The organism is Embleya sp. NPDC059237 (assembly GCF_042754105.1).
GTDB lineage: Bacteria > Actinomycetota > Actinomycetes > Streptomycetales > Streptomycetaceae > Embleya.
Genome location: NZ_JBHZAE010000020.1, coordinates 47,857 through 74,030, shown reverse-complemented (window position 1 = coordinate 74,030; position 26,174 = coordinate 47,857). Strand labels below are relative to the sequence as shown.

The 26,174-nt window shown below is 71.0% G+C and carries 23 protein-coding genes and 1 pseudogene; 13 read left to right on the top strand and 11 right to left on the bottom strand.

Annotated features, from left to right (window positions below; all coding sequences use genetic code 11):
• Positions 1-118: 118 nt before the first annotated feature.
• On the bottom strand, positions 119-1,756 hold the full coding sequence (locus tag ACFXKZ_RS42250) for a TROVE domain-containing protein (protein ID WP_380010053.1): 1,638 nt from the start codon (positions 1,754-1,756) through the stop codon (positions 119-121).
• A 481-nt stretch (positions 1,757-2,237) separates the two neighbouring features.
• On the opposite strand from ACFXKZ_RS42250, the gene ACFXKZ_RS42245 reads away from it, so the two are divergent.
• Both ACFXKZ_RS42245 and sigJ read left to right on the top strand, forming a co-directional pair.
• A complete protein-coding gene (locus tag ACFXKZ_RS42245) occupies positions 2,238-2,486 on the top strand; it encodes a hypothetical protein (RefSeq protein WP_380010050.1) in 249 nt (82 codons plus the stop codon).
• 136 nt (positions 2,487-2,622) lie between these two features.
• Positions 2,623-3,513: an RNA polymerase sigma factor SigJ gene (gene sigJ / locus ACFXKZ_RS42240; protein ID WP_380010047.1), complete on the top strand. Its 891-nt coding sequence runs from the start codon at positions 2,623-2,625 to the stop codon at positions 3,511-3,513.
• Between the two features lie 91 nt (positions 3,514-3,604).
• Here sigJ and ACFXKZ_RS42235 read toward each other — a convergent pair whose 3' ends face one another.
• The 3 genes from ACFXKZ_RS42235 to ACFXKZ_RS42225 all read right to left on the bottom strand — a co-directional run bounded on the left by ACFXKZ_RS42235 (position 3,605) and on the right by ACFXKZ_RS42225 (position 6,377).
• A complete protein-coding gene (locus tag ACFXKZ_RS42235) occupies positions 3,605-4,321 on the bottom strand; it encodes a response regulator (protein ID WP_380010044.1) in 717 nt (238 codons plus the stop codon).
• The gene (locus ACFXKZ_RS42230; protein WP_380010041.1) at positions 4,318-5,646 is read right to left on the bottom strand and encodes a sensor histidine kinase; all 1,329 of its coding nucleotides are present in this window, start codon (positions 5,644-5,646) and stop codon (positions 4,318-4,320) included. Before ACFXKZ_RS42230 ends, ACFXKZ_RS42235 begins: the two co-directional genes overlap by 4 nt.
• Before the next feature lie 143 nt (positions 5,647-5,789).
• Positions 5,790-6,377 carry a hypothetical protein gene (locus tag ACFXKZ_RS42225; protein WP_380010038.1) on the bottom strand — a complete coding sequence of 196 codons (588 nt, stop codon included), beginning with the start codon at positions 6,375-6,377 and terminating at the stop codon, positions 5,790-5,792.
• Positions 6,378-6,701: 324 nt separating this feature from the next.
• Between ACFXKZ_RS42225 and ACFXKZ_RS42220 the strand changes: the two genes are divergently transcribed.
• Complete coding sequence (locus ACFXKZ_RS42220) at positions 6,702-7,649, top strand: hypothetical protein (protein ID WP_380010035.1); 948 nt, start codon at positions 6,702-6,704, stop codon at positions 7,647-7,649.
• A gap of 324 nt (positions 7,650-7,973) precedes the next feature.
• Here the strand turns inward: ACFXKZ_RS42220 and ACFXKZ_RS42215 are convergent, their stop codons facing one another.
• Positions 7,974-8,129, bottom strand: coding sequence for a hypothetical protein (locus tag ACFXKZ_RS42215; protein ID WP_160161830.1), 156 nt, complete (start codon positions 8,127-8,129; stop codon positions 7,974-7,976).
• A gap of 223 nt (positions 8,130-8,352) precedes the next feature.
• Between ACFXKZ_RS42215 and ACFXKZ_RS42210 the strand changes: the two genes are divergently transcribed.
• On the top strand, positions 8,353-8,640 hold the full coding sequence (locus ACFXKZ_RS42210) for a VOC family protein (protein ID WP_380010032.1): 288 nt from the start codon (positions 8,353-8,355) through the stop codon (positions 8,638-8,640).
• A 10-nt stretch (positions 8,641-8,650) separates the two neighbouring features.
• Here the strand turns inward: ACFXKZ_RS42210 and ACFXKZ_RS42205 are convergent, their stop codons facing one another.
• Positions 8,651-9,085 carry an SRPBCC domain-containing protein gene (locus tag ACFXKZ_RS42205; RefSeq protein ID WP_380010029.1) on the bottom strand — a complete coding sequence of 145 codons (435 nt, stop codon included), beginning with the start codon at positions 9,083-9,085 and terminating at the stop codon, positions 8,651-8,653.
• A 238-nt stretch (positions 9,086-9,323) separates the two neighbouring features.
• Between ACFXKZ_RS42205 and ACFXKZ_RS42200 the strand changes: the two genes are divergently transcribed.
• A complete protein-coding gene (locus ACFXKZ_RS42200; protein ID WP_380010026.1) occupies positions 9,324-9,749 on the top strand; it encodes an EboA domain-containing protein in 426 nt (141 codons plus the stop codon).
• A 48-nt stretch (positions 9,750-9,797) separates the two neighbouring features.
• Here the strand turns inward: ACFXKZ_RS42200 and ACFXKZ_RS42195 are convergent, their stop codons facing one another.
• Positions 9,798-10,016: a hypothetical protein gene (locus tag ACFXKZ_RS42195; protein ID WP_380010023.1), complete on the bottom strand. Its 219-nt coding sequence runs from the start codon at positions 10,014-10,016 to the stop codon at positions 9,798-9,800.
• A 245-nt stretch (positions 10,017-10,261) separates the two neighbouring features.
• On the opposite strand from ACFXKZ_RS42195, the gene ACFXKZ_RS42190 reads away from it, so the two are divergent.
• Entirely contained in the window at positions 10,262-11,491 is a 1,230-nt protein-coding gene (locus ACFXKZ_RS42190; protein ID WP_380010020.1) for a hypothetical protein, read from the top strand.
• A gap of 57 nt (positions 11,492-11,548) precedes the next feature.
• The gene (locus ACFXKZ_RS42185) at positions 11,549-12,127 is read left to right on the top strand and encodes a 1,4-alpha-glucan branching protein (RefSeq protein ID WP_380010017.1); all 579 of its coding nucleotides are present in this window, start codon (positions 11,549-11,551) and stop codon (positions 12,125-12,127) included.
• A gap of 93 nt (positions 12,128-12,220) precedes the next feature.
• Here ACFXKZ_RS42185 and ACFXKZ_RS42180 read toward each other — a convergent pair whose 3' ends face one another.
• A complete protein-coding gene (locus ACFXKZ_RS42180) occupies positions 12,221-14,446 on the bottom strand; it encodes an SDR family oxidoreductase (RefSeq protein ID WP_380010014.1) in 2,226 nt (741 codons plus the stop codon).
• Positions 14,447-15,013: 567 nt separating this feature from the next.
• Here ACFXKZ_RS42180 and ACFXKZ_RS42175 point away from each other — a divergent pair.
• The 4 genes from ACFXKZ_RS42175 to ACFXKZ_RS42160 all read left to right on the top strand — a co-directional run bounded on the left by ACFXKZ_RS42175 (position 15,014) and on the right by ACFXKZ_RS42160 (position 19,263).
• Positions 15,014-15,922 carry an MEDS domain-containing protein gene (locus ACFXKZ_RS42175; protein ID WP_380010011.1) on the top strand — a complete coding sequence of 303 codons (909 nt, stop codon included), beginning with the start codon at positions 15,014-15,016 and terminating at the stop codon, positions 15,920-15,922.
• Positions 15,919-16,467: an ATP-binding protein gene (locus ACFXKZ_RS42170; protein ID WP_380010008.1), complete on the top strand. Its 549-nt coding sequence runs from the start codon at positions 15,919-15,921 to the stop codon at positions 16,465-16,467. The genes ACFXKZ_RS42175 and ACFXKZ_RS42170 overlap by 4 nt, the downstream gene beginning before the upstream one ends.
• Positions 16,468-16,607: 140 nt before the next feature.
• Positions 16,608-18,053, top strand: a complete 1,446-nt coding sequence (locus tag ACFXKZ_RS42165) for a hypothetical protein (protein ID WP_380010005.1) — start codon at positions 16,608-16,610, stop codon at positions 18,051-18,053.
• A 67-nt stretch (positions 18,054-18,120) separates the two neighbouring features.
• Positions 18,121-19,263 (top strand): FAD-dependent monooxygenase, encoded by a 1,143-nt coding sequence (locus ACFXKZ_RS42160; RefSeq protein WP_380010002.1) that lies wholly within the window; start codon positions 18,121-18,123, stop codon positions 19,261-19,263.
• An 18-nt stretch (positions 19,264-19,281) separates the two neighbouring features.
• On the opposite strand, the gene ACFXKZ_RS42155 is transcribed toward ACFXKZ_RS42160, so the two are convergent.
• Positions 19,282-19,656 carry a VOC family protein gene (locus ACFXKZ_RS42155; protein ID WP_380009999.1) on the bottom strand — a complete coding sequence of 125 codons (375 nt, stop codon included), beginning with the start codon at positions 19,654-19,656 and terminating at the stop codon, positions 19,282-19,284.
• 63 nt (positions 19,657-19,719) lie between these two features.
• Complete coding sequence (locus ACFXKZ_RS42150; protein ID WP_380009996.1) at positions 19,720-20,130, bottom strand: PPOX class F420-dependent oxidoreductase; 411 nt, start codon at positions 20,128-20,130, stop codon at positions 19,720-19,722.
• A 176-nt stretch (positions 20,131-20,306) separates the two neighbouring features.
• Between ACFXKZ_RS42150 and ACFXKZ_RS42145 the strand changes: the two are divergent.
• Positions 20,307-21,209: pseudogene (locus ACFXKZ_RS42145) on the top strand (DUF5753 domain-containing protein); the annotation flags it as partial.
• 50 nt (positions 21,210-21,259) lie between these two features.
• Positions 21,260-21,436: a DUF397 domain-containing protein gene (locus tag ACFXKZ_RS42140; protein ID WP_380009993.1), complete on the top strand. Its 177-nt coding sequence runs from the start codon at positions 21,260-21,262 to the stop codon at positions 21,434-21,436.
• 22 nt (positions 21,437-21,458) lie between these two features.
• Here the strand turns inward: ACFXKZ_RS42140 and ACFXKZ_RS42135 are convergent, their stop codons facing one another.
• Positions 21,459-26,081 (bottom strand): hypothetical protein, encoded by a 4,623-nt coding sequence (locus ACFXKZ_RS42135; protein WP_380009990.1) that lies wholly within the window; start codon positions 26,079-26,081, stop codon positions 21,459-21,461.
• Between the last annotated feature and the right edge of the window lie 93 nt (positions 26,082-26,174).

Here is a 26,174-nt window from a genome sequence, read left to right as displayed (position 1 = left end):
GCCGCCCCCCCCGCCGGCCGGGGGGGGGGGGGGGGGGGGGGGGGGGGGGGGGGGGGGGGGGGGGGGGGGGGGGGGGGGGGGGGGGGGGGGGGCGGGGCCCCCCCCCCCCCCCCACGACTCAGCCGGCGGTGCCGGCCGTCGCCTCCCACGGCCACCGCGCGTCCCGACCCGCCTCCAGGAGCGGGATCATGGTGAACGCGGCGTCGGTGAGGCCACCGAAGGTGTGCCGGTTGCGGCTGCCCGACGGGGCGTGCCCGGCCTGGTAGCCGGCCAGGTTCCAGGTGTACAGCGGAATGTTCTCCGGGATGGACCTGGTCACCTCCTGGGTGTCGTGCCCGGCCTGCTCGTCGGTGACGATCAGCACCCGGTCGTGCGCCCGATACTCCCGACGCAGCGCCAGGGCGGTGTCGGTGCCGCCGCCCAGGAAGTAGCCGTCCTGCTTCCAGCGATCCAGCGAGCGCAGCAACGACTCGCCGCGACGCATCGGATAGGTCTTCGTGTGCGCTCCGGGCTTGTCCTCCCAATACCGCCGGGTGCTGGAGAAGGACACCACGTCGGCATACCCGCAGCGCTGACCGATCGCGATGCCGAACAGTGCCGCCGCGTCCCAGCGCATCAGCGTGCCGTCCCGGGAGAAGCCCGACTCCATGCTGGAACTGGTGTCCACCAGGATCAGCGTCTGCCCGGGCAGCTTCGGGACGTTCGCCAGCGCGTGACCGAGCGCCTGCTCCAGCGGGTACGCCCAGCGCAGCGACGGCGCGGCGCGGTGCGCGGACAGGAACCGGAACGGCAACTGCCCGGAGCGCGAGACCTCTTCGGGATCAGCCAGCCGAGCCGCGACCTGCGCGGCGAGGACGTCGTCGACACCGGCCTCGTCGAAGTTGCGCAGGTTGCGCAGCAGTGCCATGTAGCCCATCGACGGGATCACCGCCGACCACGCCGCCGCGTCCATCGGCCCCTGGAGCCAACCCGCCAGCGCCTCCCAGGTGATGCCGGCGGCCCGCAGCCGCGCGGCCGCGTCGGGAGCGCGCAGCAGCGCCGCGCGCTCGGCCGCGGGCACGGCCATCAGCTCGGCGCGCGCGGTGAGCACCGGGTCCGACGCGGGCGGAGTCGCCGTGTCGGGGTGGTGCCGGCGGTCGAGCGCGTAGCCGAACAGCGCGCCCTGCCACGGCTTGTCCCCCGCTGGACGCGGGTGGGTCAGGTTGAGCACATCGGCGAAGCGGTAGCCCTTGCTCGCGGTGTCGTACTTGAGCAGCGCGTGCGAGGTGTACAGCCGGCGCACGGCGTCCTCGATGCCGCGCTTGATCGGCTTGGGAATGGCCCGGCCGTAGCGCGAGGTCCAGTAGCCCAGCAGCTCGCCGGGCTCGTCGGCGCGGCGCAACACCGCGTCCACCGCCCGGCGGGACAGACCCGGCAGCCCGAACTCCAGGCGAGCACGCGTCATTTCGGCGGCGCCGACGATCGCGGCGGTACGCATGTTGGCGTCGCGGCGCAGCCAGGTGAGCAGGCCGAGCAGCCATTCGCCGTCGTACACCGCCAGTTCGTGGACGAGCTGGGTGAACCGGTCGTCGCGGGTGCCGCCGCTCTCGTAGAACGTGTCGGTGCCGACGAAGTTCGCCACCGCGAGCAGGAACAACTCACTGCGCGCGTCGCGGGTGTAGCCGGTGCCGCCCTGGTGGGTGACGGTCTTCGAGCCCGTGCTGCGCACCGGCGAGACGGCGACCGGGCGGCCTCGGGGCAGGTTGAATCGAGACATGGTGATCCCCCGTGGAATGTGGGGGAGGTGACAACGTCGAGGTGCCCGAGATCGAGGCGACCGGGCTTTCAAGGCGCTCTACCGCTGAGCTACCACCGGCGAACCGGCGACCGGGACTCGAACCCGGGACCACCCCAGCAAAAGGAAGAATTCCCGGTCTGCGCACCGGGCACCCCGACGTTGATCCTCCCGAGATCGAGATGACGCGCGGCGGTGGGACCAGGTCCCACTTCTGGGAAGGAAGTAGCCGCTCGTCTGCGCACCGGGAGGTGCGTTGCTTCGTGTCCGCAGCTTAGGGGTGCGGGACGGGTGGGCGACATCCATTTTTCGCGGCGGCGCGGAGGTGTGCCGTATGGGATTTCGGGTCTCGGGTGGGCGACCGTGTGGGTGGTGCGACGCTTGGGTCCATGAGCGTTTCCGCAGATCCGGGTGCCGCCGGCCGCACGATCCACCGCGACGGCCGACGGTTGCGGGTGCGGGGATGAGCTACGGCGTGGAGTACCACGTCGAGGCGGAGGCGATCCGGCGTACGCTCCCGGCCGCCGCGCGGCGGGCGTGGGCGGAGTTGGAGCGGCGGTTGCGGTACGACCCGTGGACCGTGGGGGCGCGGATGAGCGGGGGGCTGCGCGACACCCTGGAGGCGGCCTTCGCGGCGCACGGGTTCGCGACGTACATCGTGCAGGAGAAGCGGGTGATGGTGAGCGTGATCAACCTGGTGTGGATCGGCTGAGCCGGGCGGGGTTCGGCCGTCGGCGTCCGTGGCATTCGTGGGGGGTTGGGAGGGCTGTTCGGGACGTGGGGGCTGGTGTCATATCGTCTGGAAATCGGTGATCGTGATGGCGGTGGAACCGGACGGGAGAAAGCGGATGATCACGGAGCAGGGATTGGTGGCCGAGCGGTTCGAGGAGAACCGGGCGCATCTGCGGTCGGTGGCCTATCGCATGCTCGGTTCGCTCAGCGAGGCCGAGGACGCCGTGCAGGAGGCGTGGCTGCGGCTGGATCGTTCCGACATCTCCGGCGTGGAGAACCTGGCGGGCTGGTTGACCACGGTGGTCGGCCGGGTGTGTCTCGACATGTTGCGTTCGCGCAAGTCCCGGCGCGAGGACGAGTGGGATACGCACGTCCCGGACCCGATCGTGACCGATGCGGACGGCGCCGACCCCGAGCAGTCGGCCGTGCTGGCCGATTCGGTCGGGTTGGCCATGCTCGTCGTACTGGACACGCTGCCGCCGGCCGAGCGGCTCGCGTTCGTGTTGCACGACATGTTCGCGATGCCGTTCGACGACATCGCGCCGATCGTGGACAAGACCACCGCCGCGACGCGCCAGCTCGCCAGCCGGGCCCGCCGTCGGGTCCAGGGCGCGGCGCCCAAGCCCGATCTGCCGCGCCAGCGCCGGGTGGTGGACGCGTTCCTCGCGGCGTCGCGCGGCGGCGATTTCCAGGCCCTGCTCGATCTGCTCGACCCCGACGTGCTGCTGCGCGCCGACACCGGGGACGGCGCGCTCGGGGTGTCGCAACTCGTCCGCGGCGCCCGTGCGGTGGTCGCCCAGGCGCTCTCCTTCGCCCGCATGGCGCAGTACGCGCGGCCGGTGCTGGTCAACGGCTCCCCGGGGCTGTTCACCGCACCGATGGGTCGGCCGATGGGAGTCATGGACTTCACCATCGTGGGCGACAAGATCGTCGAGATCAACATCCTCGCCGACCCGGGGCGACTGGAGCGTCCGGAACTTCGGGACCTGGGGGCGCAGTCGGAGTAGCTGCCGGAGTACGGGAGTGGGTCGGCCCCGGGCGGGCGAACGGCGCCCGGGGCCGCCGCGGCGCTTCGGGGGGCGTCCCGCGTTCTCGGCTTCAGGGCCGGGTGCGGGGCTGTCCCTGCTGCGGCGGGCGGGACAGGCCCGTGCCTCCGGGGGCGATCAGGCCGCTCTCGTAGGCGAAGACGACGGCCTGCGCCCGATCGCGCAGGTCCAGTTTGTCGAGGATGCGGCTGACGTGGGTCTTGACGGTCTGCTCGGCGAGAAAGAGGTGGGCCGCGATCTCGCCGTTGGAGCGCCCCTGCGCGACCAGTCCCAGCACCTCGGTCTCGCGCGGCGTGAGCTTGCCCAGGCGAGTCGAACTCGGCCGCGTGATCGGGCGGTTGCGGGCGAAGTCCTCGATCAGCCGACGGGTGATCGAGGGCGCGAGCAGCGCGTCGCCGGCCGCGACGATGCGCACCGCCGCGATCAGGTCGGCCGGGGACGCGTCCTTGAGCAGGAAGCCGCTGGCGCCGGCGCGCAGCGCCTCGTACACGTAGTCGTCGATGTCGAACGTGGTGAGCATGAGCACCCTCGGCAGCGGGCCGGACTCGCCCGGCGTGCCCAGGAGTTCGCGGGTCGCGGCCAGGCCGTCCAGGACCGGCATGCGTACGTCCATCAACACCACGTCGGGCCGCGTCTCGCGGGTCAGCCGGATCGCCTCGCGCCCGTCGGCCGCCTCGCCGACCACCTCCAGGTCCGGCTGCGCCGCGAGCAACGCGGCGAAGCCGGCGCGGATCATCGACTGGTCGTCGGCGATCAATACGGTGGTCATGCCACTCCAGGGGTCGACGGGGCCGAGCCGGCGTCGGCCGCCGGCAGGGGCAGTATGGCGGCGACGTGGAAGCCGCCGTCGGGCAGCGCCTCGGTACGCAACTCCCCGGCCAGCATGGCGACTCGTTCGCGCATGCCGATCAGACCCTGGCCGCCGGCCGCCGGTCCCCGGCCCGAATCGGCCTCGGCGGAGGCGGGTTCGACGGGCCGACCGCCGTGCGTGGGCGCGGAGTTGCGGACGTCGATGCGCAGCGCCGAGGCGTCGCCGGACAGGGCCACCCGTACCGTGGCGCCGGGCGCGTGCCGGACCACGTTGCTCAGCGATTCCTGGACCAGGCGGTACGCGGACAGTTGTACGCCCACCGGGACCCGCTCCGGCGCGGGCACGGTGTCCGCGATGGACAGGTGCGCGCCCAGGCCGGCGCGGTGTGCGGTCTCGATCAGTACGGGCAGGTCGGCCAGGCCGGGTTGCGGGCTGTGCTCCGCCGCGGGGCCGCCGTCTCCCGCGCCGGTGTCCGCGTCCTGGCGCAGCACGTGCAGCAGTCGGCGCATCTCGGTCAGCGAACGACGCGCCTCGGCGGCGATCGTGCCGAACTCGTCGGCGGCGGCGGGCGGCAGGTCGGCGATCCGGTAGGGCGCGCTGTCCGCCTGCACGGTGATCACCGACATGTGGTGGGCGACCACGTCGTGCAACTCGCGGGCGATGCGGGCGCGTTCCTCCAAGAGGGCGCGCCGGGCGTGTTCGGCCCGGCCGACCTCCTCGACCAGGACCAGTCGGCGCTGCGCGTCGCCGCGGCTGCCGATCGCCTCGGCGGTGAGCGGGGCCAGCGCGGACAGGATCGTGATGGGCAGCAGTTCGTCGACCCGGATCGGGCCGCGCGTCGCGGCGAGCACGGTGCCCGACGCGAGCAGGGTCAGCCACAACACGAGGAGTACGCGGCGCGGGGCGCGCAGGGCGACCACGGTGAGCACCACGACGAGGGAGAACACCGACGTCACGGCCCACGGCCACGGCTCGGCGGAGGACACCGGGTGGGTGGGTACGGCGGTGGCGATCGCCGCGGCCAGGGCCAACCACCAGGCCGGCAGCGGGCGATACAGGCACAGCAGGACCGGTACGGCGCGGGCGATCGCGGCGATCGTCGTCCCGGGGGCGCCCATGTCGTAGTGCTGGTGGAGGTCGAGCCACCCCACGACGGTGAGCACGAGGGCGGCCAGGGTCAACACCCGCACCGTGCGGCGCGTGGGCGGGAGCGGGGCCACCGAGGAGGGCGACACCGCCTCGCGCAGCGCGGACCGGATCGTCGCCGGCCGAACGATCTTCACGGTTGGTGATGGTATGCCGGGAACGGGTGGTCGGTGGGACGGGGCGGGGGTGGAGTCGGCTGCGAGGGTGGTGTGCATGACGGCGTCCGGGGGTCGGCGCGAGGAGGCGGCCGGATGGGGGGTTGGCATCGGTTCGGGTGGGTTCAGGCTGGGCTTTCGGTGCGGAACGTGCGACGCGCACCGGCAGCCCGGAGCGTGGTGAGGCCCTGGATCAGGCACAGGCAGACGGCGAGGAAGGCGAGGCCGCCGATCGCATGTACGGCCCAGACGCCGGCCAGGGAGGGGCCGCCCCACGCGTCGTGGTAATCGGTGTCGCCGTACCAGATCGGGTAGGTCAGGTTGCGGATCGTGTTGCCGTAGGCGTACGCGGCCAGGATCAGCATCGGCACACCCAGCGCCGTGTCGAGGACGGCGTGTCGGAGCACCCGCACGGCGCCGGGGGCGGCGCCCCGGTCGGTCACGGCGCCGCGGTGCCGGCCGCCGCCGGTGTGCGGGTCCAGGAATCGGCGGGCCGCGGCGAGTTGCAGGCGCGCGGCGCGGGACGAACTGCCGCCGAGCGTCAGGACGATGCCGATCAGGCCGAGCGGCAACGCGAGGAACGCGTACGCGGAGCGCCGCGCGGCCTCGGACACCGAGGCCGGCGCGAACCGGCGGAGCGGGCGACGACGTCGGGTCGGGGGCGAGGCGGCCGGCCGGGTGCCGGGAGCGGGACTGACGGCGGTGGATGCCATGGCGGGTCCTTGGGGTGGGCGCCGGGAGCCGGGCACGCGGGCTTCGGCGGGGGCCGGGGTGTACCGGTTCGTTGCCGGCGGGCGCCGGGTCGGCGCCGTGGATTCCACGCTAGGAGGCGGCCACCGGGTGGGCATCACACCGCGGCGCCAACTCGCGAGTGATACCGGGGTAGGGGGTCGACGGCCGGCCGCGGTGGGTGCCGCAAGCCACGCGGGTACCGGTCCGCCGCACCCGGCGCCGGTGACCCCGGTACCTCTCCCGCACCATCCGGCGAACGCGTTGGTAGGTTGATCGGTGTAGTCGATCATCAGGGGGATGAACACATGAGCGGACGCACGCGACCGCGTTTGCGGCGGGGGCTGGGTACGGCGATCGGCGGCGCGGCGCTGCTGCTGGTGACCGCCGCATGCGGGAACGAGTCGGGCTCCGGCGATCGGAGCCCGGTCGCGGAGGGGTCGAGCGGGGACGGGGGCGGGACCAAGGCCTACGCGGGAGCCGCGGCGGCGGTCTTCGCGGCGGTGGACAAGGTGCACGGCACCGAATCGGTCGCGATCACGGTGCAGCAGACGTTGGCCGGCGGCAAGGGTTCGAGCGCGCAGGGCGCGATCAGGTTCGGTGACGCGGGTGGACTGCGGATGACCATGGCGACGCCGCAGGGCACCGTCAAGGGCATGCCGGCGAAGATCGAGACGCTGGTGACGCCGGCCGCGATGTACATGAACATGGGCTCGGCGCTGGCCGCCGAGACCGGCGGCAAGACCTGGCTCAAGATGGACTTCACCGCGATGGGCTCGCTGGACAAGACCGGTGCCCTGGCGGCGGTGGGCGAACTGCTGAACAAGAGCTTCGGCCAGCAGGACCCCACCAGCCAACTGTCGTTGCTCAAGGGGTCCGGCGACATCGCCGAGGTCGGCAAAGAGGACGTGGAGGGTCGACCCACCGTGCACTACAAGGGCACGGTCGACCTGGCCAAGGCCGGCCAACTGGGCGCGGAAGCACTCGGGTTGAGCCCCAAGACCCTGGAGAGCCTGCGCTCGGCGAACGAGGCGATCGGAGCCACGTCGTCGACCATCGAGGTGTGGATCGACGCCAAGACCGACCTCCCGGTCCGGCAGTCGGTGCGCACGCCGACCAAGGTCGGCGAGGTGGGCAGCACGGTGGATTATCGGGACTGGGGCACCAAGGTCGACGTGACGCCGCCGCCGGCGAGCGCGACGGTGGACTTCCAGGAGCTGATCGCCAAGGAGCGAGGCGGCGCCAAGGCGGCCTGACCCGGGACCGGGTGTCATCGCGAAAACGCACGCAGCCGCCGGGTCGGATGACCGGCGGCTGCGGTCGGTATCGGCCTCGGGCCGATACCGGAAGAGTGGGTGACCCGCCGAGATCGAGGCGGCAGCGGAGACCGGGACTCGAGGCCCCGTACATTTCACCGCCCTTGCGGGCTCCATGGAGTATCCGCGACCTGCGCACCGGGGGTCGGGCGAAACCGTAGCGCGGATGTGCGATCCGGCGCGCAGATTATGTGCCGGGGCGCGGACGGGGCCGATGCGTGGGGACCGACACGGCGGCCCCCACGGGCGCGGCCCTCCCGACGGTCAGGAGGAGTGCGCGCGGGTCTCGGCGTCCTTTTTCGCATAGTGCTCGCGCTCGCGCCGATCCGCGCGCAGGATGCCTCGGATCACGAACGTGAAGCCGACCGCGACCGCGAGGAAAGGGGTGAGTTCGGCGAATGCGCCGAGTGCGTCCAACACGATGACTCCCAAGGGTGGTGCAGCCGGCCGACCGCGCCTTCGGCAGCACCGAGGGCACGAACCGGGGACGGCTCGCTCCGCCGTTCGTCGTCCGAGCGGCGGGACAACACTACCGCCCGCCCTCGCGTCAACCACCGGCGACCGTGTACCTCGGACGGAGGACCCGGTCCGGCGCGCGGGCCCCGGCTACCGGGCGGGCCACGATCGTGATTGACTCGCCGGCGTGTCGCTCGGCCTCATCGTTGTCTATACGTCGCGCCTCGACGCGTGCCGCGAGTTCTACGCCTCGCTCGGCCTGGCCCTGGTCCGCGAGCGGCACGGGAGCGGTCCCGAGCACTACGCCGCGACCCTCGACGACGGCACCGTGATGGAGCTGTATCCGGCGCGGCCGGACCGGTTGACCGGCTATCTGCGGATCGGCCTCGTCCTGGCCGCCGACTCGCCGCTCCCGAAGGGGCGCCATCTGCTGACCGATCCCGACGGGCGGAGCGTGGACGTGCGAGTGGGGTGACCCGACCGGGTCAGCGAGGGCCGCCGGTGGCCTCGGCGAAGCGGCGCAGGTCCTCGACGTGCGTACCCCAGCCGTCACGGTGGGCGGCGGCCAGGCTCGGCCCGTCGGGCAGGCGGCTCCAGCCGGTCTCGCGGACCCGGAGCTGGGTGCCGGGGCGGGCCCTGGTCAGCTCGATGGTCACCGTCGTCGACACGGCCCAGTCGTCGTCGGCCCAGGTGAAGCGCAACAGCCGACAGGGGTCGAGCGCCTCGACCCGACCGGTGGTCAACCGCGCCTCGCCGTCGGCCCCGCTCCAGCGCTCCGAGAGCCGGCCGTTCACGCGTGCGTCCAGGTCGAGATAGCTCCACCACATGGCGCGCGAGTCCGGGTCCACGAGGGCATGCCACACGGCCTCGGTGGGCGCGGCGATCACGACACTGACCTCGACGAGCGGTTCACGGACCATGAACCAACCGTAGATCTCACGAACGCCCACGTCAGCCCACGAACGGTCCGCTGAAGGTCAAGACTGCACCACCCCCGAGCGCCCCCGCGCGCCCCCGGAAGGAAGAGCCGACTCCCGTGGGCGCCATCGTGGGTCCGGGGATCCCGGGGTTTGTCGATTGGGGAGCTTCCCGGATGGGGAACGCACTGCACAGGACACGTGCGTACCCCGCGTTACCGGCCCTCGGGAGGATCCGCCCATGCCGCACCCGCCGATCGCAGATCTGCGCAGCGCATTCACCGCCTCCGCCAAACCCGGCAGCCAGGACTGGCCCAGCCTCGCCGACTTCACCGTGTTCGCCGCCGCCGGGCGCACCTGCGGCCGGGCCCCGCTGATCGGCCTGCCCGGCTGGACCTGCGACGACGCCGCGCGGGTCCTGGCCCTGGCCGAACTGGCGGCGCGTACGCCCCACCACGATCTGTCCGCGCACCTGCGCACCCTGTACTGGCGCGGCGACGCCCACGAACGCCGCGCCGTACTGCGCGCGTTGCCCTATCTCGGGGTCACCGGCCACGATCCGGCGCTGGCCACGTCCCTGGTCGCCGACGCCCTCCGCACCGGCGACCCCCACCTGATCGCGGCGGCCCGCTTCGCGGGGACGGACGACGGCCCCGAGCCCGGGTAGCCGGCGGGGTCGCCCGGGTCGGGGACGTGCACCCGATGTCGCCCCCGCCTACCGGCCGCCGTGCCCCCGGGCGTGCTGTTCGGCCGCCGCGTGCCACCAGCGCGGCGGCGACGGGCCGGTGACCGCGGCCGACGGCTGATCGGGATGCAGGCCGAGCCGACGCAGCGCCTCGGGGGGTACGCGGATGTCGTACCAGCATTGCCGACCGCCGTCGGGACCGACTCCGCACAGGAGCCCGATGTAGATCTCCTCGTCGGCGAAGGGCATCCAGTCGATGCCGCGTTCACGCAGTCAAGCGCGTACGGTCGCCGCCGGTCCGAGGCTGCCCCGCACGTTCCGATACGCCGTGATCGTCAACCACCCGTCACCAGGTCCGTCCATGGTGACGATGATGCCGGCCCGTCGGGCGGATGTCCCGGGCCCGGTCGTTGACCACGATCGGGTGCGGTCGGCAGGCTGAAGGACGGCCCGCGTGCGGGCGGACAGGTCGGATCGGGAGTCGGGGGACCCACATGCGGCGAAGAACAGTGTTGGCGGCGTTGGCGGCACCGGTGCTGCTCGGACCGGGAATGGGCGGCGCACGAGCCGGGACGCGGGATCCGGCGGCATCCGCGGTCGAGCGGATCGGGGGCGCGTTGGGCGACTCGGGCGGCGAACTCGTCGTGCGTGGACGCGAACACGGGCCCGGCTGGACTCGTACCACCCTCGAACTGCGGGACGCGGCCGTGCCGTTGGTGGTCGACGTGGTTGCGGACACAGGGCACGTGCCACGGCGCGTCGCCTACCTGCTGCCCGGCGGCGGCCTCGACTTCGCGTCGAACTTCTTCACGCCCACCGCCCACAACCTCGCCCATCACCTGCGCACGCACGGCTACCTGGTGATCGGCATCTCGCCGCGTGAGAACGGCGCGACCGCCGCCGACCTCTCCGCCGAGTGGGGCCTGACCGCGCACAAGCGGGACGCCCGCATGGTGATCGACGCGGTCGACGCCGCGCTGCGGGTGCCGTACGACCTGCTCGGCCACTCCGCCGGCGCCGCGCTCGCCCTGGACTTGGCGGCGGATCGGGCGCCGAGGCCGCGCCGGGTGATGGTGCTGGACACGACCGGCCCGTACGAGGGCGACCTCGCCGTCCGCGCCGCGCGGACCAGGGCGGCGTTGGACGCGCAGCTCGTGGCCGGGGTGTACGCGAACGACCCGGGCCTGAAGGGGCTGTTGGCGCGTGCCGTGGGCGACCCGAACGGCGTCTCCGCGGTCCCGCGACCGGTCGATCCGGCGAGCCGGTTCACCAACGCCGCGCTCGCGCACTTCGCCCTGATCCACACCGCCAAGCTGCCCGGGGCGGCCAACTGGATCTATGAACAGGGCTTTGCCGCAGGCACGTTCGCCTTCGGCGCGACACCGTCCGACGACCGGTTCACGCTGACCCACGGCCCGCTCGCGACCTGGGCCGACGCCACCGCCCGCCTTGGCGGCGGTCTGGTCCCGATCGCGCTGCTGCGCGACCTCACCGCGATCTGGGCGGGCGAGGAATCGGTATACCGCATCGACTGGTCGGCGATCACCGCCGAGGTCACCTGGATCAACACCGCCCTGGGACGCGGCGATCGCCCCGGGGGCGCGAACCTGATCCGGGACGGCGGCAATGCGAAGGTCACCTTCACGGTGATTCCCGACTACGGCCACGGCGACCCGGCCTGGAGCAGCACCGCCGACCGGGACGTGTGGCGGCTGCTGGTGTAGCGGGGCGAGATAGATTCGATCGGATTCGATCACGAACCGATGTGTGAGGGAGTACGCATGGCCTCGATCCACCACACCACCATGACGCCCGGGAAACTGGAACTGCTCGCCGACTGGCTGCCCCGGCAGAGTTGGTACGCGGGCGGGGCCGAAGCGCCGGAGCGGATCCGGGCCGGTGGATTCCGATTGGACGACCCGGCGGGTGAGGTCGGGATCGAGTTCATGATCGTGGTGGAGGCCGGCGCCCCGGAGCCGGCCGCGTATCTCGTGCCGATGGCCTATCGCGGCGCGGCGCTCGATGGGGCCTGCGACGACGCGCTGATCGGCGTCTCCGAGCATGGCGTGCTCGGTACCCGGTGGATCTACGACGGCGTGCGGGATCCGGTGGTGATGGGGCAGTTGCACGCGGTGCTGCGTGGGGAGGCGACGCCGCAGCATCAGAGTGAGAGCGACACGCCCGACCCGACGGTGGCGGTGTACGGCGGTGACGCGGCTGATGTGCTCGATGTTCGGGTGAACCGGGTGTTGCGGCCCGTCGAGGCCGAGGAGGGGGCGCCGGGGCGCCTGGTCGCCGGCTGGACCCGGCCGGACGGGACGGCCGTGCGAGGGGTGCTTGTGACCTTCGCGTCACGGTAGTCGCGCCGGGGTGCGGGACGACCGGGCCACGGCGTGCGACCACGCGGTTCGACGGCACCGACTCGTTCGGTGCCGTCGAACCGGCGGGCGGTTCTACGGGGCAAGCTCGGCCAGGGAGTCCGACCACGCCGCGCACAGATCGTCCGCCAACCCGGCCGGGAGACACGTGTCGACCAGGGCCGTGATGTGCATGGTGTCGTCGAAGGAGCCGAGGAAGACGCCGATCGGGGCGCTGTGCGGCACTCCGCCGAGAGGGATCGCGTCGAACACCGGGGAGCCACGGAAGGCGTACGAGTGGCGGGGCCAGTGGTGGGTGGAGCCGGCGGCCAGGTCGATCTGCCAGGGGGACATGGCGGTACGGAGGCCCCAGCGGTCGACGGGCGGAGCCTTGTCCTTCGCGATCAGGTGCAGGCGACGGATCGGGTCGGCCTGATCGCACGGCAGGCGGACCCGGGCCGGCCGGGCGTGGTTGCCCGGCTCCGGGGCGCCCATCGTGCCGGACGGGGACGGCACCAACGCCCAGACCGGCCGCACGCCGCGCCGCCACGGCAGGCCGGGGCAGGTGCGCAGCGCGCCCGCGAGCGCGGCTAGGAAGACGTCGTCCGGACCGACCCCGCGACCGTGCCGCGACGCCGCGTGCAGGCGTTCCGGGTCCAGCTCCAGCCAGGCCATCCGCCGCGTGCCGGTCGCCCCCCGGGTCGCGAACGGCCGAGTGGACGGCGGCGACAGGCGGCGCGCGTGGTCGCGGACACCGAGCACCGCGGGCCCCTGAGGGGTCACCGCCGCCGCCTCGATCGGCTCCACCCCGAACAGCCGCCGGGCCACCTCGACCACCGACGCGTCGTCGAGCAGCGTGTGGTGCGCCTTGAACACCACCGCCCACTCGTCGCCCGCGTAGCCGTGTACGAGCCGCGCCTCCCACGCCGGACGGTCCCGGGGCAGCCGATCCGCCAACGACGCGTCGACCGCCGCGCCCAGCCGTCCCGGGCCGACCGGGTACACGTGCACGTGCCGATCCGGGTCCACCGGCCCGCGCCGCCGGAACGTGCCATCCGAGCGGTAGGCCAGGACCGGCACCCGCCACAACCGGGCCGCCACCGCCTGACGCAGGTCCACCACCGTCGGTGCCAGGCCGCGAAACCGCAGTACGGCGCCGAGTTCGACCGACCCGGCCCGGCCGGCCCGACCGGAATCGCGATACGCCCGCTCCAACGCGGTCTCGCGCCGCCCGCCGCGCCCCGGCCGGACACAGTCCACCAGGTAGTCCCGATCCACCGCGGTCGCCGACCTCGGCTCGCCGAGCAACGCCCGTACCCCCGAGTCGTCATAGCCCCGACGGTGCGTCAAGTACGGCGTGCACGCCGCGTGTGCCTCCGCGAGCCGCTCCACGCCGGTGGGCCGCGCGGGCGGCTCGGTGACGAACCGCAGGCGTACCGGCAGGAATTCGGCCAGCACCTCGCGCACCACGTGGACCGGGACGTCGTGCGGATGCCGTACGTGGTAGGTGTCCACCCCGCCGGAGCCGGTCAGATCGGCCAACCGCGTCATCATCCGCGCCGCCTCGTGCACCGGCATGAAGTTGAGCCGGCCGTCCGGCGCCGCCGGCAGCCGCAACACCGGCCGCATCCGCCCCGGCAGCCGCGCCGCCCAGCCGAACGCCGCACACCCGCTGGTCACCGCGGCCCGCTCCACCACGTGCCGCAGCGAGTTCGCCGGCACCCCGGGACGATCCGAGACCAGCGTGGTCGGCCGCAGGATCAACGCCGAACGCCCCAGCCGCGCCGCCCAGTCCCGGACCAGCGTCTCCGCCTCGTACTGGGCCCGCTCGTAGTCGTTCTCGAACCCCGCCGAGTCGTCGGCCGGTTGCTCCTTGATCGTGCCGTCGCGACGGGCGCCCGCGACATAGGCGGATCCGATGTGCAACACGCGTGGTCGCCGACGACCCGCCTCGGCCAACTGGAGCAGATGGCGCGTGCCTTCGACCGTGTCGGGCCACAATTCGGCCATCGTGGCGTCGGGTCGGCGGTCGCCCGCGCAGTGCCAGATCACGTCGATCGAATCGGCCAGCGAGGTGAACTCGGGTCCGGCCAGGCCCAGTCGCGGCAACCTCGGATCGGTCTCGACGATCCGCAGCCGCTCGGGAAGTCGCCGCACCAACTCGTCGGGAGCGGCGGTGACTTCCAGAAAGGCCCGGATCCGGTCGAGGGCGCCGCGCGAGCGCGCGTGGGACAGGACGGTGATCGTACGGTGGCGGTCCAGCAGTTCGCGGAGCAGATGGAGACCGAGGAATCCGGTGGCTCCGGTGATGGCGACGCGCATGGCTCAGCCAACTCCTTGCAGGTGTTCACAAGTGGCCTGACGGGACTTCGCGTCGACGGTGTCGACGCGCGGCGAGTCGGGCCCGATGGCGCGCTGCGCCGGGGCATGCGTGGTCAATGTCTTCCCTGGGACGAGTGGGTTTCGTCAGGACGCTAGTCGCCGTACGACCATCACCCACGCGGTATTGGGCCAACCGATGCCGGTGTCACCCGATCGGGTTCACGATCGGTCGGCCGGCGCGCTCGATGACGCGACGGGCCGGCCGCCGGGCGGTCCGGGGCGGGGCCGCCGCGTTCCGCGTCCGGTTGACCCTCGGTGGGGTGACCGGTTCGGTGCCGCCGCATCCGTATCCGGTTGCCCTCGATCGGGTGGCCGGTCCGGTGCCGCTCAGGCCGCGGTGCCGGCCGGAAACCAAAGATTGTGCCCTGTCCGGTGGGTTGGTGCCCCCGAAAGAAGCTTTCTTGACCGTTTGCGCCCGGTGATGCCGCCTTCGGGTACTACGGTCTGGTGCGAGACGAGGGCCCCGGGTCCGGCCCGGAGCGCGTCACGACCAGGGGGCATACGCAGATGGACACTTCCCAGGCCGGGGCCACGGTGGCCGCGGTGGGAGCGATGGAGTACGGCAGCCATTGCTGTTTCGTGTCGGCCGACGAGGCCGTCACGCGGCTCGCGGTGCACAGCTACATCAGGGACGGCCTGTCCGCCGAGGACCGGGTGATGTGCCTGCTCGGCAGGCGCGACCGGGCCTGGCTGATGAGTGCGCTGTCCGAAGGACCCACCCGGCCCGACGACCGCGAGGCCGACGGCTCGCTCGTGGTCGTCGATGTCGGCCGAACGCCGTTGTGGGAGGGCGAGTTCACGCCCGAGGGGATGGCGGAGACGTTCTTCGCGGCAGTGGATCAGGCCCTCGCCGACGGCTTTCGCGGCCTGCGCGTATGCGGCGACATGACGTGGGGTCGGGCCGGCGGCGTCGAACACGCGGACCTGCTCGAATTCGAACGCCTCGCCGGCCTCGGCCTGCCGAGCCGCCGGGCGATGGGCATTTGCCTGTACGATCCGCGCGAGTTCAGTTCGGTACAGATCGACGCCCAGGAACGGCTGCACCCGCTCGTCGCCGGCACCGGTCGCGCGCGTCCGCCCACCCTCCAGGTCACCGACACCACCAAGGGGTTGCGCCTGGTCGGCGAGGCCGACGTGGGCACCCGGGACCTGCTGGAGGACGCGCTGCGGCGCGCGATGGCCCACGCGGGCCGGGACCTGGTCGTCGACCTGTCCGCACTGGAGTTCGCCGACCTCGGCACGATGGAATCGTTGTATCGAGCCGCCACCGCCCTCGGCCCGGACCGGCACCTGGTCCTGCGCGCCGCGGGACCGGCGGTCCGCAAGGTGGTCGACCTGCTCGGGTGGAGCGGGGCCGGCGGCCTGATCGTGGACGAGGACCGACCTTCCGGGGAGTGCAGTGGGGGAGTGCAGTGACCGGCCCGAACCGTGATCGCGCCCACGCCCGTGCGCGGATCGGTCCCGGACCGGTGGAGGTACTGCCGTTCGGCGCGTCGGACCTGTGCCTGGTCCGCGCCGTGGTGCGCCGGCACGCCGACGCCGTCGGCCTGGGTGACGACCGCCCCGACTGCCTCGTGCTCGCGGTACACGAGATCGCCGCGTGCGCCGTCACCTCGGACTCCCGGCCCGCGCTGCTGCGTTGTGTGCCCAGGGCCGGGCGGGTGGTCTGCGAGATCCACGCGGCCGGGGACGATGGGGGCGGGGCGAACGGCGGCGGTGTCGACGGTGCTGGTGCGGACGGTGGTTGCCGTCGACGCGCGTTTCCTCGGCTGACCGACAAGCAGGAGACGCCGGGGCGGGGGCTGTGGATAGCGCGGGCGCTGTGCGACGAGGTCGAGGTGGCCGAGTGCGACGAGGGCGTGGTGGTGCGGATGACGATGCATTTGACCGCGTCGACGCCGACGGGGGTGGTGGCGAGCGAGATTGTGGGGCGGGCGGAGACGGAGGGTGAGTTGCACTGAGGGAGGCGGGGGTCGGGCGACGTCGGGTGTTGTCGGGTGCCGTTGGGCGACTTCGGGTGCCGTGAACGGCCGTGACTCGTGCAGGGGTTCATGGTCGGAAACGGCTTGGCTCGGCCGGGGTGGTGTGACACGGTCGGCCGGTGATCGACGAACATGCGTGCGTGCGGGCGGTGGCCTCGGGGGCTGCGGCGAGCTTCGGGCCGGAGCGGGCGGCGATCTTCGACGCGGTACGGGCCGACCGTGACGGGCCGATGTCCCTGCTGCTGCTGGGACTTGCCGACGCGGGAGTGGTCGACACGCGTTTGTGCACGATCGAACTGCTGCGTGATCTGGCGGAGTTCGGGGTGGTCTGGCCGTCGGTGGCCGAGCGGGCGTGGTCGTGGCTGACGGATGCCGAACCGGCCGTGCAGGTCGCGGCGGCACGGCTGTTCGTGGCGACCGCCGAGGTCGAGGCCGTGGCGGCGTGGTTGCCGGGGGCTGCCGATCCGGATGTGCGGGTTGCGGGCACGATCGCGCTGCTTGGTCGTGGGCGGGAGTTCGACGACTCGGCCATGGTGCTGGCCGAGGACGCCGATCCGGCGGTGCGGGTGACGGCGGCGCTGGTCCTGCTCGGGGACCGGGACCTTCCCTGGGCCTGGCGGCAGGCGTGGTGCCAGGCGATCCTGGCCGATCTCGGGGACGCGGTGCGGCGGTTGCGGCGCGATGGTGGGCCGATGGACGTGCGGGTGGGCTCGGTGTGGGCCTGGCGACTGCTCGGGGACGAGGAGGAGTGCCACGAGATCGCGCGGTCGTTGCTGGCCGCCGAGGAGCGGGACGTGCGGTGGGTCGGCGTGGACATGGCGGCGGCGGCGATCAGGCTGTGGCGTACGGGGCCGACGGAACTGCTGCCGGCGTTGGCGCGGGTGGCGGAGGAAGCCGACGACGCCGATGACGCGCTGCGTGCCGAGAGCCTGCGGGTGTTGCGGCTGTCGCGCGACATGTGGGGGGCGGCGGCAGGGTATTGGGCCGGGCGCGGTGACGGCGTGGCGCGGCGATTGGCGGACGAACTGGGCGAGCCTGGTGGGGTGTTGGCACTGCCGGACTTGGAGGCGGTCTTCGCGGCTCGGCGACTTCCCGACAATCGGGCCGACGCCGATGCCTGGCCGGCCGGACGGCCCGTCGAGCCCGACTCGTCCGAGCGTCGGGTGGCGCGCACGCTGATGGGGCTGGTCGCGCACGGTGGGTTGACCGAGCGTCAGGTTCGGCAGGCGATGTGTCTGTTCGAGCGGGAGGGGCCGCGCAAGTACGAGGTGGCGGGCGTCCTGTGGCGCCATCTGGGGCCTGCCGAGCCCGAGTTCACGAAGCGTCTGGTCGCCGAGATGTCGGCCGTGGCGGGGGATCAGTACGTCGGCGAACTCGCCCTTCAGGTCCTCGCCGACATGGGTGGACACGCCGCCGGTGCACTGCCGCGCCTGAGCGCGCTGATCGAGGACCATGCCCGGCTGTCCGCTCATGTGGGCGACGACGAGGCGGAGATCGCCTTCGACGAGACGCGCCGGGCACAACTGGTCGGTGTACGTGATCGGATCGCGACCGCCATCCCGTAGGGTCCTTCCGGGTCCGGCCCGGTCCGGACGCCTGTGCGAAGTCGGACGTGAACCAAGGGAGATGGGCATGCCGATAGGTCGGGTCGCAGTGGTCGGCGGAAGCATCACGGGCTGCGCGTTCGCGCTCGCTGCGGCGCGCGGCGGGGCCGAGGTCACCGTGTACGAGCGCACCACCGGCGAACTCGCCGACCGGGGAGTGGGCATCGCGCTGCACGTGGACCGCTACGCCGAACTGGTTGCCGCCGGCTACCTCGACGACACCACGCCTTGGCGCAACGTCAACGGGCGCACCTGGCTGCTCGACGACGGCGAGTCGGCACGCGGGCGATCGTTGTGGGATCAGCCCGCCGCGTTCCGGATGTACAACTGGGGCCAGCTGTGGGCCGGACTGCGCCGCCGGGTGCCGGCCGAGGTCGACTATCGCGGCGGTACACCGGTCACCGTCGGTACGGACGGCGAGATTTACCTGCCCGACGGTACGAGTGAGCGCTACGACGTGGTGGTGGGTGCGGACGGCTACGGCTCGGCGGTGCGTACGGCGGTGTTCCCGCAGATCCAACCGCAGTACGCCGGTTACGTGATGTGGCGCGGGAGTTGCGCGTGGAACCACGAGCCGATCGACAACCTGATCTCGATCTGCATCCCGAACGGCCAGGGCGTGATGTACCGGATCCCGAGCAGTGGGGGAGACCGGATCTCGTGGGGCCTGTACAGCGCGGTGGGTGGCACGGCCGACCCGCGTCCGGCGTTGTTGGCGCTGGCCCGCAAGTACTTCCCGCCGTTCTGGGCCGACCTGGTCACCTCGACGCCCGAGAGCGACACGCTGATCCAGCCGATCAACGACCTTGTGGTGGACCGGTTCACGAGCGGACGCATGCTGGTCGCCGGGGACGCGGCGGCGATCGCCCGGCCGCATGTGGCAAGCGGTGCGGTCAAGGGCATCCAGGACGCGGTGGCCTTCGAGGCGGCGTGCCGGGAGGTGGGGCCGGCCGGTTCGTGGGACGACGTGTTGGCGCGCTATGAGGCCGAGCGTTACCCGGCGGGCGCGGACCTGGTGCGGGTCGCCCGCTCGATGGGCTACGCGATGGTCGAGGACACCCCGGACTGGACCACGATGACCCCCGAACGCATGGTCGACTGGTGGGCGGCCCAGCATGCCGACGACGGCTTCGGCGGCCACGCGCTGGGGGCGGCGATCGGCGCGCGGTGATGCGGGGTCTCGCCCGCGTCAGCTCGGCTGCTCGATGTGCATGTTGATGTTGAGCACCTTGCCGTTGGGGTCGCGGACGAAGAAGCGGCGTACGCCCCAGGGTTCGTTCGTGATCGGGTACACGATCTCGTAGCCCCGCTCGCGCGCCTGCGCGTAGGCCGCGTCGACGTCCTCGACCTCGATGGACATCGCCGTGCGGCCGGACTGCGCGTCCCAGTCGCACTCGTCGGGGACGACCACCATCACCTGGGCGGTGGGGTTGCTCGGGGAGCGCAACATCAGGAAGCCGGGCTCGTCCATGCCGGCCTCGAAGCCGAGGAAGTCCTGGTAGAACTCCCGGCTGGGGCCGAGATCGGTGGCGGTGACGCTGGGTACGACGCGGCGGATCTTCATGCGGCCAGGGTAGGTGCGACGGCCGACATCGCCCGTGGAGGCGGGCGATGTCGGCGCGTCCGGTCAGGAACCGCTGCCGGCCGGCGGGTCCTCCAGGTTCCAGCCCATGACGCGCTCCGGGTGGATGCGCATCACCTCGTTGCTGAAGAAGTCGAGGGGCAGCGGCGGTTCGTGGTCGCGCAGCAACTCGACGCGGCCCCGGATCTCGACGCCGCGCCCCCAGCCCGGCTTGTATGCGCCCGGCTCGTCCGGCGTCATGTCGTCGACGACGAAGGAGACACCCGGATTGCGCTCGACGTTGCGCCACCGCTGACTGGAGCTGAGGTTGGGCCCACCGATGTCGATGGTCCCGTCGTCGTTCAGCCGAAAGCCGACGGGCCGCACATGCGGGGTGCCCTTCGGGCCGACGGTGGCGAGCCGCCCGAGACTCTGCCCGACCAGGTACGCACGTTCGATCTTGGTGTAGCTCGCCACTGGCACTCCATCCGGAGACTCCCCCGCCGGGAGCGTTCACCTCGAACGTAGAACTTCAAGCCGACTTGATGTCAAGGGAGGAGCGCCACGATTCGCCAGGGGTGATCTATCCGAAACCGGGGAATATCGCAGGCCGGCACGGCTAACTTGGGCTCAGCGACCACCCTGGGGGTGAGATGACCCGCCCGAGCCAGCCCGGGAACCCGACGTTCGTCGCGGCCCGCAAGGCCCTTCAACTGCACTCGCAGCGGCGATTTGCCGAGGCATTCGAGGAGAAGGCGCGAGAATGTGGCCTGTGCCTGGCGGTGAGTGTCCGTCAGGTTCGCCGCTGGGAGAGCGCAGCGCCACCACGGCCTACTCCTGACTACCAACTCGTCTTGGAGGAGCTGTTTCAGCGACCCCTTGGGGAGCTGGGTTTCCGTGCCGAGGTGTATCGGGAGCGTGGTCAGGACGAGATCGACGGCGCTGCGGCCGAGATCATCCAGCAACTTCAGGATCAGGATGTCCCGGACTGGTGGCGTGCCATACCAGGCGAGGCTACGACCGGACTGCGATTCGAACGCATCATCACGGTCGAGCGAGCCGCAGTGGCGATCCGCAGTTACACCGCCGGCCTCGTGCCTGGGCTGCTCCAGACCTTCGAATATGCCTGTGTTGCGCTCCGGGCGTGCTCTCCGGCGGTATCCGAGGAGGAGATCATCCGCCGTGCGGAGTTGCGTATGAGTCGCCAGCTTGGCTTGGAAGCCCAGCGCAACGGCTCGCGGAGTCTCTGGTTCATCCTCGACGAATCCGCGCTCCACTGTCCGGTGGGTGGGCAGGCCGTGCTACACAGCCAACTTGCCCATCTCTTGGTGACGTTGACTCGGCGACCCGACATCACGGTGCAGATCCTGCCGCGTGACATCGGTGCGCATCCGGGAATGGCAGGAAAGTTCACCGTTTACGACCTCGGTGGACGTCGCGTGGTCTCTTGCGAAGGGCTGACCGGGGACTCGTGGACCTGTCGGCCGTCCTGTCTTGCCGCCTATTCCCTCGCCTACGATCGGCTGCAAGCAGAGGCGCTCGGCGCCGAAGCGTCGATCGCGCTGATCGCGCTGATCGCGCAAAGGCTCGTGGATCTGGAGACAACATGGTCGGCAGGTTTCCGCAGTGGCGAACCAGCAGCTATAGCGGAGGAGGAGACTGTGTCGAGGTCGCGTCTCTCGGAAACGTCATCGGAGTCCGAGACGCCAAGGTAGTCGACTCTCCCACGATCGCAGTCCCCCCGGCGGCCTGGGCCCACCTCATAGCTCGCGCCGAGCACTGAGCCCGGCGCGCGCGTGGATCACCTAGGTTCGGGTGAGGTCGGCGAGGACCTGTTTGGCCTCTGCCAGCTTCGGGCCGTACTTGGTTGGGTCGGACTGGTTCAGGGCTGTGAAGATGTCGACCGCCTCGCGGGCGAGGGGGATGGCCTTGGGCTTTTGGGCGATGTCGACCAGGTAGGGAATGGTCGGGGACAGGATCCAGGTGCCCAGCTGGGGGCGGTAGGTGGCGTTCCTCGTGGCGACGGGGCGCAGGGTCGTGACCGCGTCGAGTGCGTAGGTGGCTGCCTTTCGGCGGCGGTCCGGCTCGGGCCATACGGCTTGCGCGAGGATGACCGAGGATTGTGCGGCCAGGAACGCGAGTTCGTCATCGGCCGGCTTTTCGGCGGCGAGTTGCCTGTACAGCGTGACGGCCTCGTTTCCGAGCTTGTCCGCGTCGTCGTACCAGCCGACCGCCGACAGGTAGCCGGTCGTCGGCGAGATGGCCCAATCCGCGAGTGTGCGGCGATATTTCGGGGCCCGCGCGACGAGGCGCCGCAGGGCCGCGACGGCGTCGAAGGCGGATTCCGTGGCCTTCACGTGGAGTTCCGGCTCGAGCCACAGGGCCTGGCCGAACGTCATCAACGATTGCGCGGCGAGGAAAGCGAGTTCGTCGTCGCCGGGCTTTTCGGCGGCGAGTCCTTCGAACAGGTCGATGGCTTCCTTGCCGAGCTTGTTCGCTTCGTCGAAGCGGCCGGTTTCGGCGAGGTATCCGACGGTGGGGCTGATGGCCCATTCGGCGAGGGTGCGTCGGTAGGTGGGGTTGCGTGCGGCGAGTGGGCGGATGGCCGCGATCGCGTCGAGTGCGTAGGTGGTCGCCTTAGTGTGGAGTTCCGGTTTGCGCCACAGGGCTTGGGCGACGGTGAGTGAGGACTGCGCGGACTGGAGCGCGAGGTTGTCGTCGGTCGGTTTTTCAGCCGCGAGTTGTTTGTAGAGCGCGATGGCCTCGTCGCCGAGCTTGTTCGCTTCGTCGAAGCGGCCCGTTTCGGCAAGGTATCCGACGGTGGGGCTGATCGCCCATTCGGCGAGGGTGCGTCGGTAGGTGGGGTTGCGTGCGGCGAGTGGGCGGATGGCCGCGACCGCGTCGAGTGCGTAGGTGGTGGCCTTGGCGTGCAGTTCCGGCTTGAGCCACAGGGCCTGCGCGACGATGAGCGGCGATTGTGCGGATTGGAAGGCGAGGTTGTCGTCGGTCGGTTTTTCGGCCGAGAGTTGTTTGTAGAGGGCGATGGCCTCGTCGCCGAGTGCGTTCGCCTCGTCGAAGCGGCCGGTCCCGGCCAGGTATCCGACCGTGGGACGAATCGCCATCTCCGCCAACCGGCCGCGCGCGTCCGGGTGATGGCGGGCGAAGTCGCGTGTGATCGCGACCGCCTCCATGGCCCGGTCGGCCGCCTCGGCACGCGTGCTCTCGGTCTTCCACAACTCCTGCGCGTCGCCCAGCAACGACTGCGCCTGAACCAGCGGCGGTGCGTTCACCGGCGCGCCGAGCTTGGCCTCGGGGTAGATGGTCTTGGTGACCAGCCACAGATTGCGCAACTGGCTCTGCACATCCGGGAGCGTCTGGTCGGAGCCTTCGGCCCGATACTTGAACTGCACGGCGTAGCGTTCGGCCAGCCGATCGAGGCGTAGTTTCGCGCTCCAGGCCATGCAGACCACGAAGGGGTCGGCGCTCTCCAGCCCGGGCAATCGTTCGCACGCCTTGCCGTCGTTGTTCTCGTACTGATCCGACTGCCACGGCGGGAGCCCGTGGGCGATATTGTCCGCCGCCTTCTTGAAGCTTTCGGCCAGTACCTGGTTCGGCAAAGACGTGGTGGAACTCGCGTGCAGCGAGTATCGACCGTAGAGCAGGCCGCGCAGCTTGTCGTCGGACTGGAGCGCGCGGGGGAAACCGAGTTCGGTGTAGGAGCGCAACAACTGCACGGAGGCGTTGAGGTCTTCGGCCAGGTTGTGGGTGCCGATTTCGTTACCGGTGAGGAGGTAGTACTCGGCCTGCTGCTGCTTGAGGAAGTCGTTCATCCGGACCTTGGTCGCCTCTTCGGTGGCGTCCACGGTCCGAATCGCGGCCTCACGCTGGAAGGGCTCCCGCAGTTCGCCCGTCCAGCGCTGGATCACCTGCTCGAAGGGGTCGGGCCGATTGGTGCAGAAATTGCCGGCGGGTTGGTCCCCGTGATTCTCGCAGTACTGGATCTCCGTTCCACGCCGCAGTGTGGCCACGGCCGACCTGGTCGGCTTGTGTGCCTCGTCCGGCCAACCGAGTTCCTGTTGGAAGCTGATTTCGAGATCCGCGGTGGTCCAGGTCTTCAGACACGAGACCGGGTGATCGGGCCCTTCGCAGAAGGTGTCCTCGGTGCGCTTCTGTTCGTTGGTGAACCTCGACCACCAACACACGGCGTAGTGCGGCGGGTTCGGGTGCACATTGCGGGCGAAGCGCTGTGCCGGGGGCAGTTGGGTGCCGAGCACGTTGTCCGGACGGTCGAGCCGTTCGTTCAGGTTGCCCGAGTTGCACCTCTCGACCTGCGGTTGGCCCTCCTGGTTCGGGAGGTCGGCTACCTGCTGGGTCGGGCCGCCGAAGAGGTTGTAGCGGTTTTGGGTGACGACTCGCTCCCGAGCCGGCGCCTTGTTGAACAGCGCGACCAGTTCCGCCGTGTAGTTGTTCAGGAGACCCTTGAACAGGTCGTTCGTGGTGCCCTGCGGGCCCGGGTCGCTGAACGTCTGGGCCGAGGTGGTGATCCGCTTTCCCGCGTCGATGATGTGCTGGGGCCGTTCCCAGCTGATTCCCTTCGGTGTTCCGGGGGGTGGGTTCGGGATCTTGGCCAGGTTGGGATTCTGGGCCGACAGCAGGGTGTAGGCGTTCGCGGCCACCTTCCACATCTCCGGGTTGCCGACCTTGTCGCTCGCGATGGGGAAGCCGGACTGCCATCTGTTCGCCAACCACGACAGGTAGCGGATGCTGCCGGTCGCCCCGAGGTCGCGCAGGTTGGTCAGTACCGCGCCGGTGGACCCGTCGTAGGGTTCGGCCACCACGAAGCCGCCCGGCGTTCTCGGTGTCTCGGTACCACCGAGATGGAAGGCTTCCTCGCCCTGCTTGTACATGTCGTAGGTGACCTGGTCACCGGGGTGGTAGTGGCGATAGTCGATCAGGGAGTCGGCGCTCTGCCACGTCGGCTGCTGGTACAGGCCGGACAGTGACTTGGTGACGTTGGCGCCGATCGACTGCACGCCGGCCTCGACCCTGGTCAGGTTGGTCGCGGCGGCGTCGACCTTGCCCTTGATCTCGTCGAGCGTGCCGGTGAGCTTGTTGAACTCGATCATCATGTCCGTGTACATGGTGTCGAGACGTTGATCGACCCGCTCGAACTGCTTGTTCATGTCCGCGTGCAGGGACTGGATGTCCCTCTGCAGGTCCTTGATCCCGGCCATGATCTGTTCTTCCATCGACGGGCCCGCGCCGGCGAACAGCGAGACGATCGTGCTGATTCCGGACAGGACGTTGCCGGTGAAGGCGACGGTCGCCATCGAGAACGCGCTGTCGATGAGCTTGAAGGCCGTGATGCACTTGTTGGCGGCGTCGGCTACCTGGAGTGCGCCGCTCGCGAACTTCTTGATGTCCCGGGCCGCGTCCTTGCTGCCGGCGAAGTCCAGGAAGAAGGCGAATCCGTCGAACGCGGTCTTGGCGCCGTCGATGATCTTCTTGCGGCCTTCCTCCTCCTTCTTGAGCCGTTCCGGCTTCTGGTCCGGGGCCGGTGCGGCGGTCTTGAGGTCACCGAACCAGGCCGTGCGCTTGTCGACGGTGTCCTTGATGGCGGTGGACATCTTCTCCAGCGTGAACAGGCGCAGGTCGTTCGGTTTGTCTTGGCGTTGGAGATAGTCGTTGGGGTCGAAGTACTGTTTCAGGTCGGGGAGGTTGCCGAGTTCGAGGACCGTCGCCGAGGCGCGTACGCCGCCGCCGGCCAGTCGGGCGGGAGCGGGGTCCTGGCCGCTGCCCACCGTCGAGCCGATGACCGCGTTCCACGCGCCGTCGAACCGGGCGTCGGCGCGAGCTGTGCTCGCCACGCCGGCCCATACCTGCGACTGGGTCTTCTCGTACGACTCGTTCCACGAGGACAGGGCGAGCGCGCCGGAGAGTCGGTCCGAGATCAGGCCGGTCGGGGTCAGGGTGTCCCGCGCGATGAGTGCGGCGAGCAGTCTGTCGACCTGCGGCCCGTTGACCGTGGCGTCGGGCACGGTGTGCAGGACGCCGAGTGCGGCTCCGGCCAACTCGTGGTCCGGGCCCGGCTGTACACGATCGGGGAGTGCCGGGTCGATGGCTTGCTGTACGGCGGTGAGGTGGGCGGTCAGCGCGGCCTGGTCGGCCTGTGGGTGTGCCGCGCGCCAGTCCAGGATCTCGGCGCTGGCCACGAGGTGCTTGGCGTAGTCCCGGTCGGTGTCGGCGATCCGCACGTAGTTGCCGAGCAGCAGGTCGGCCAGTGCGTTCGTATCGACGCCGCCACCGGGGGCGGGGTCGGCGCGTGCGGGTGCTGCGTTGAGTAAGGAGACGCCCAGGACGAGGGCCAGTAGGCCGCCCAGGAGCCCCTGCCATCCCCGATGGGCATGCGTGATCACGTTTTTGCTCATGCCAACCCCCAGAGCGGTGAACCCCGGCGTGGACACGGGAGTTCACGGTGAGTGTGCTTGCGCGACTGTCGCGACGCTTGTGACTGTAGCCAC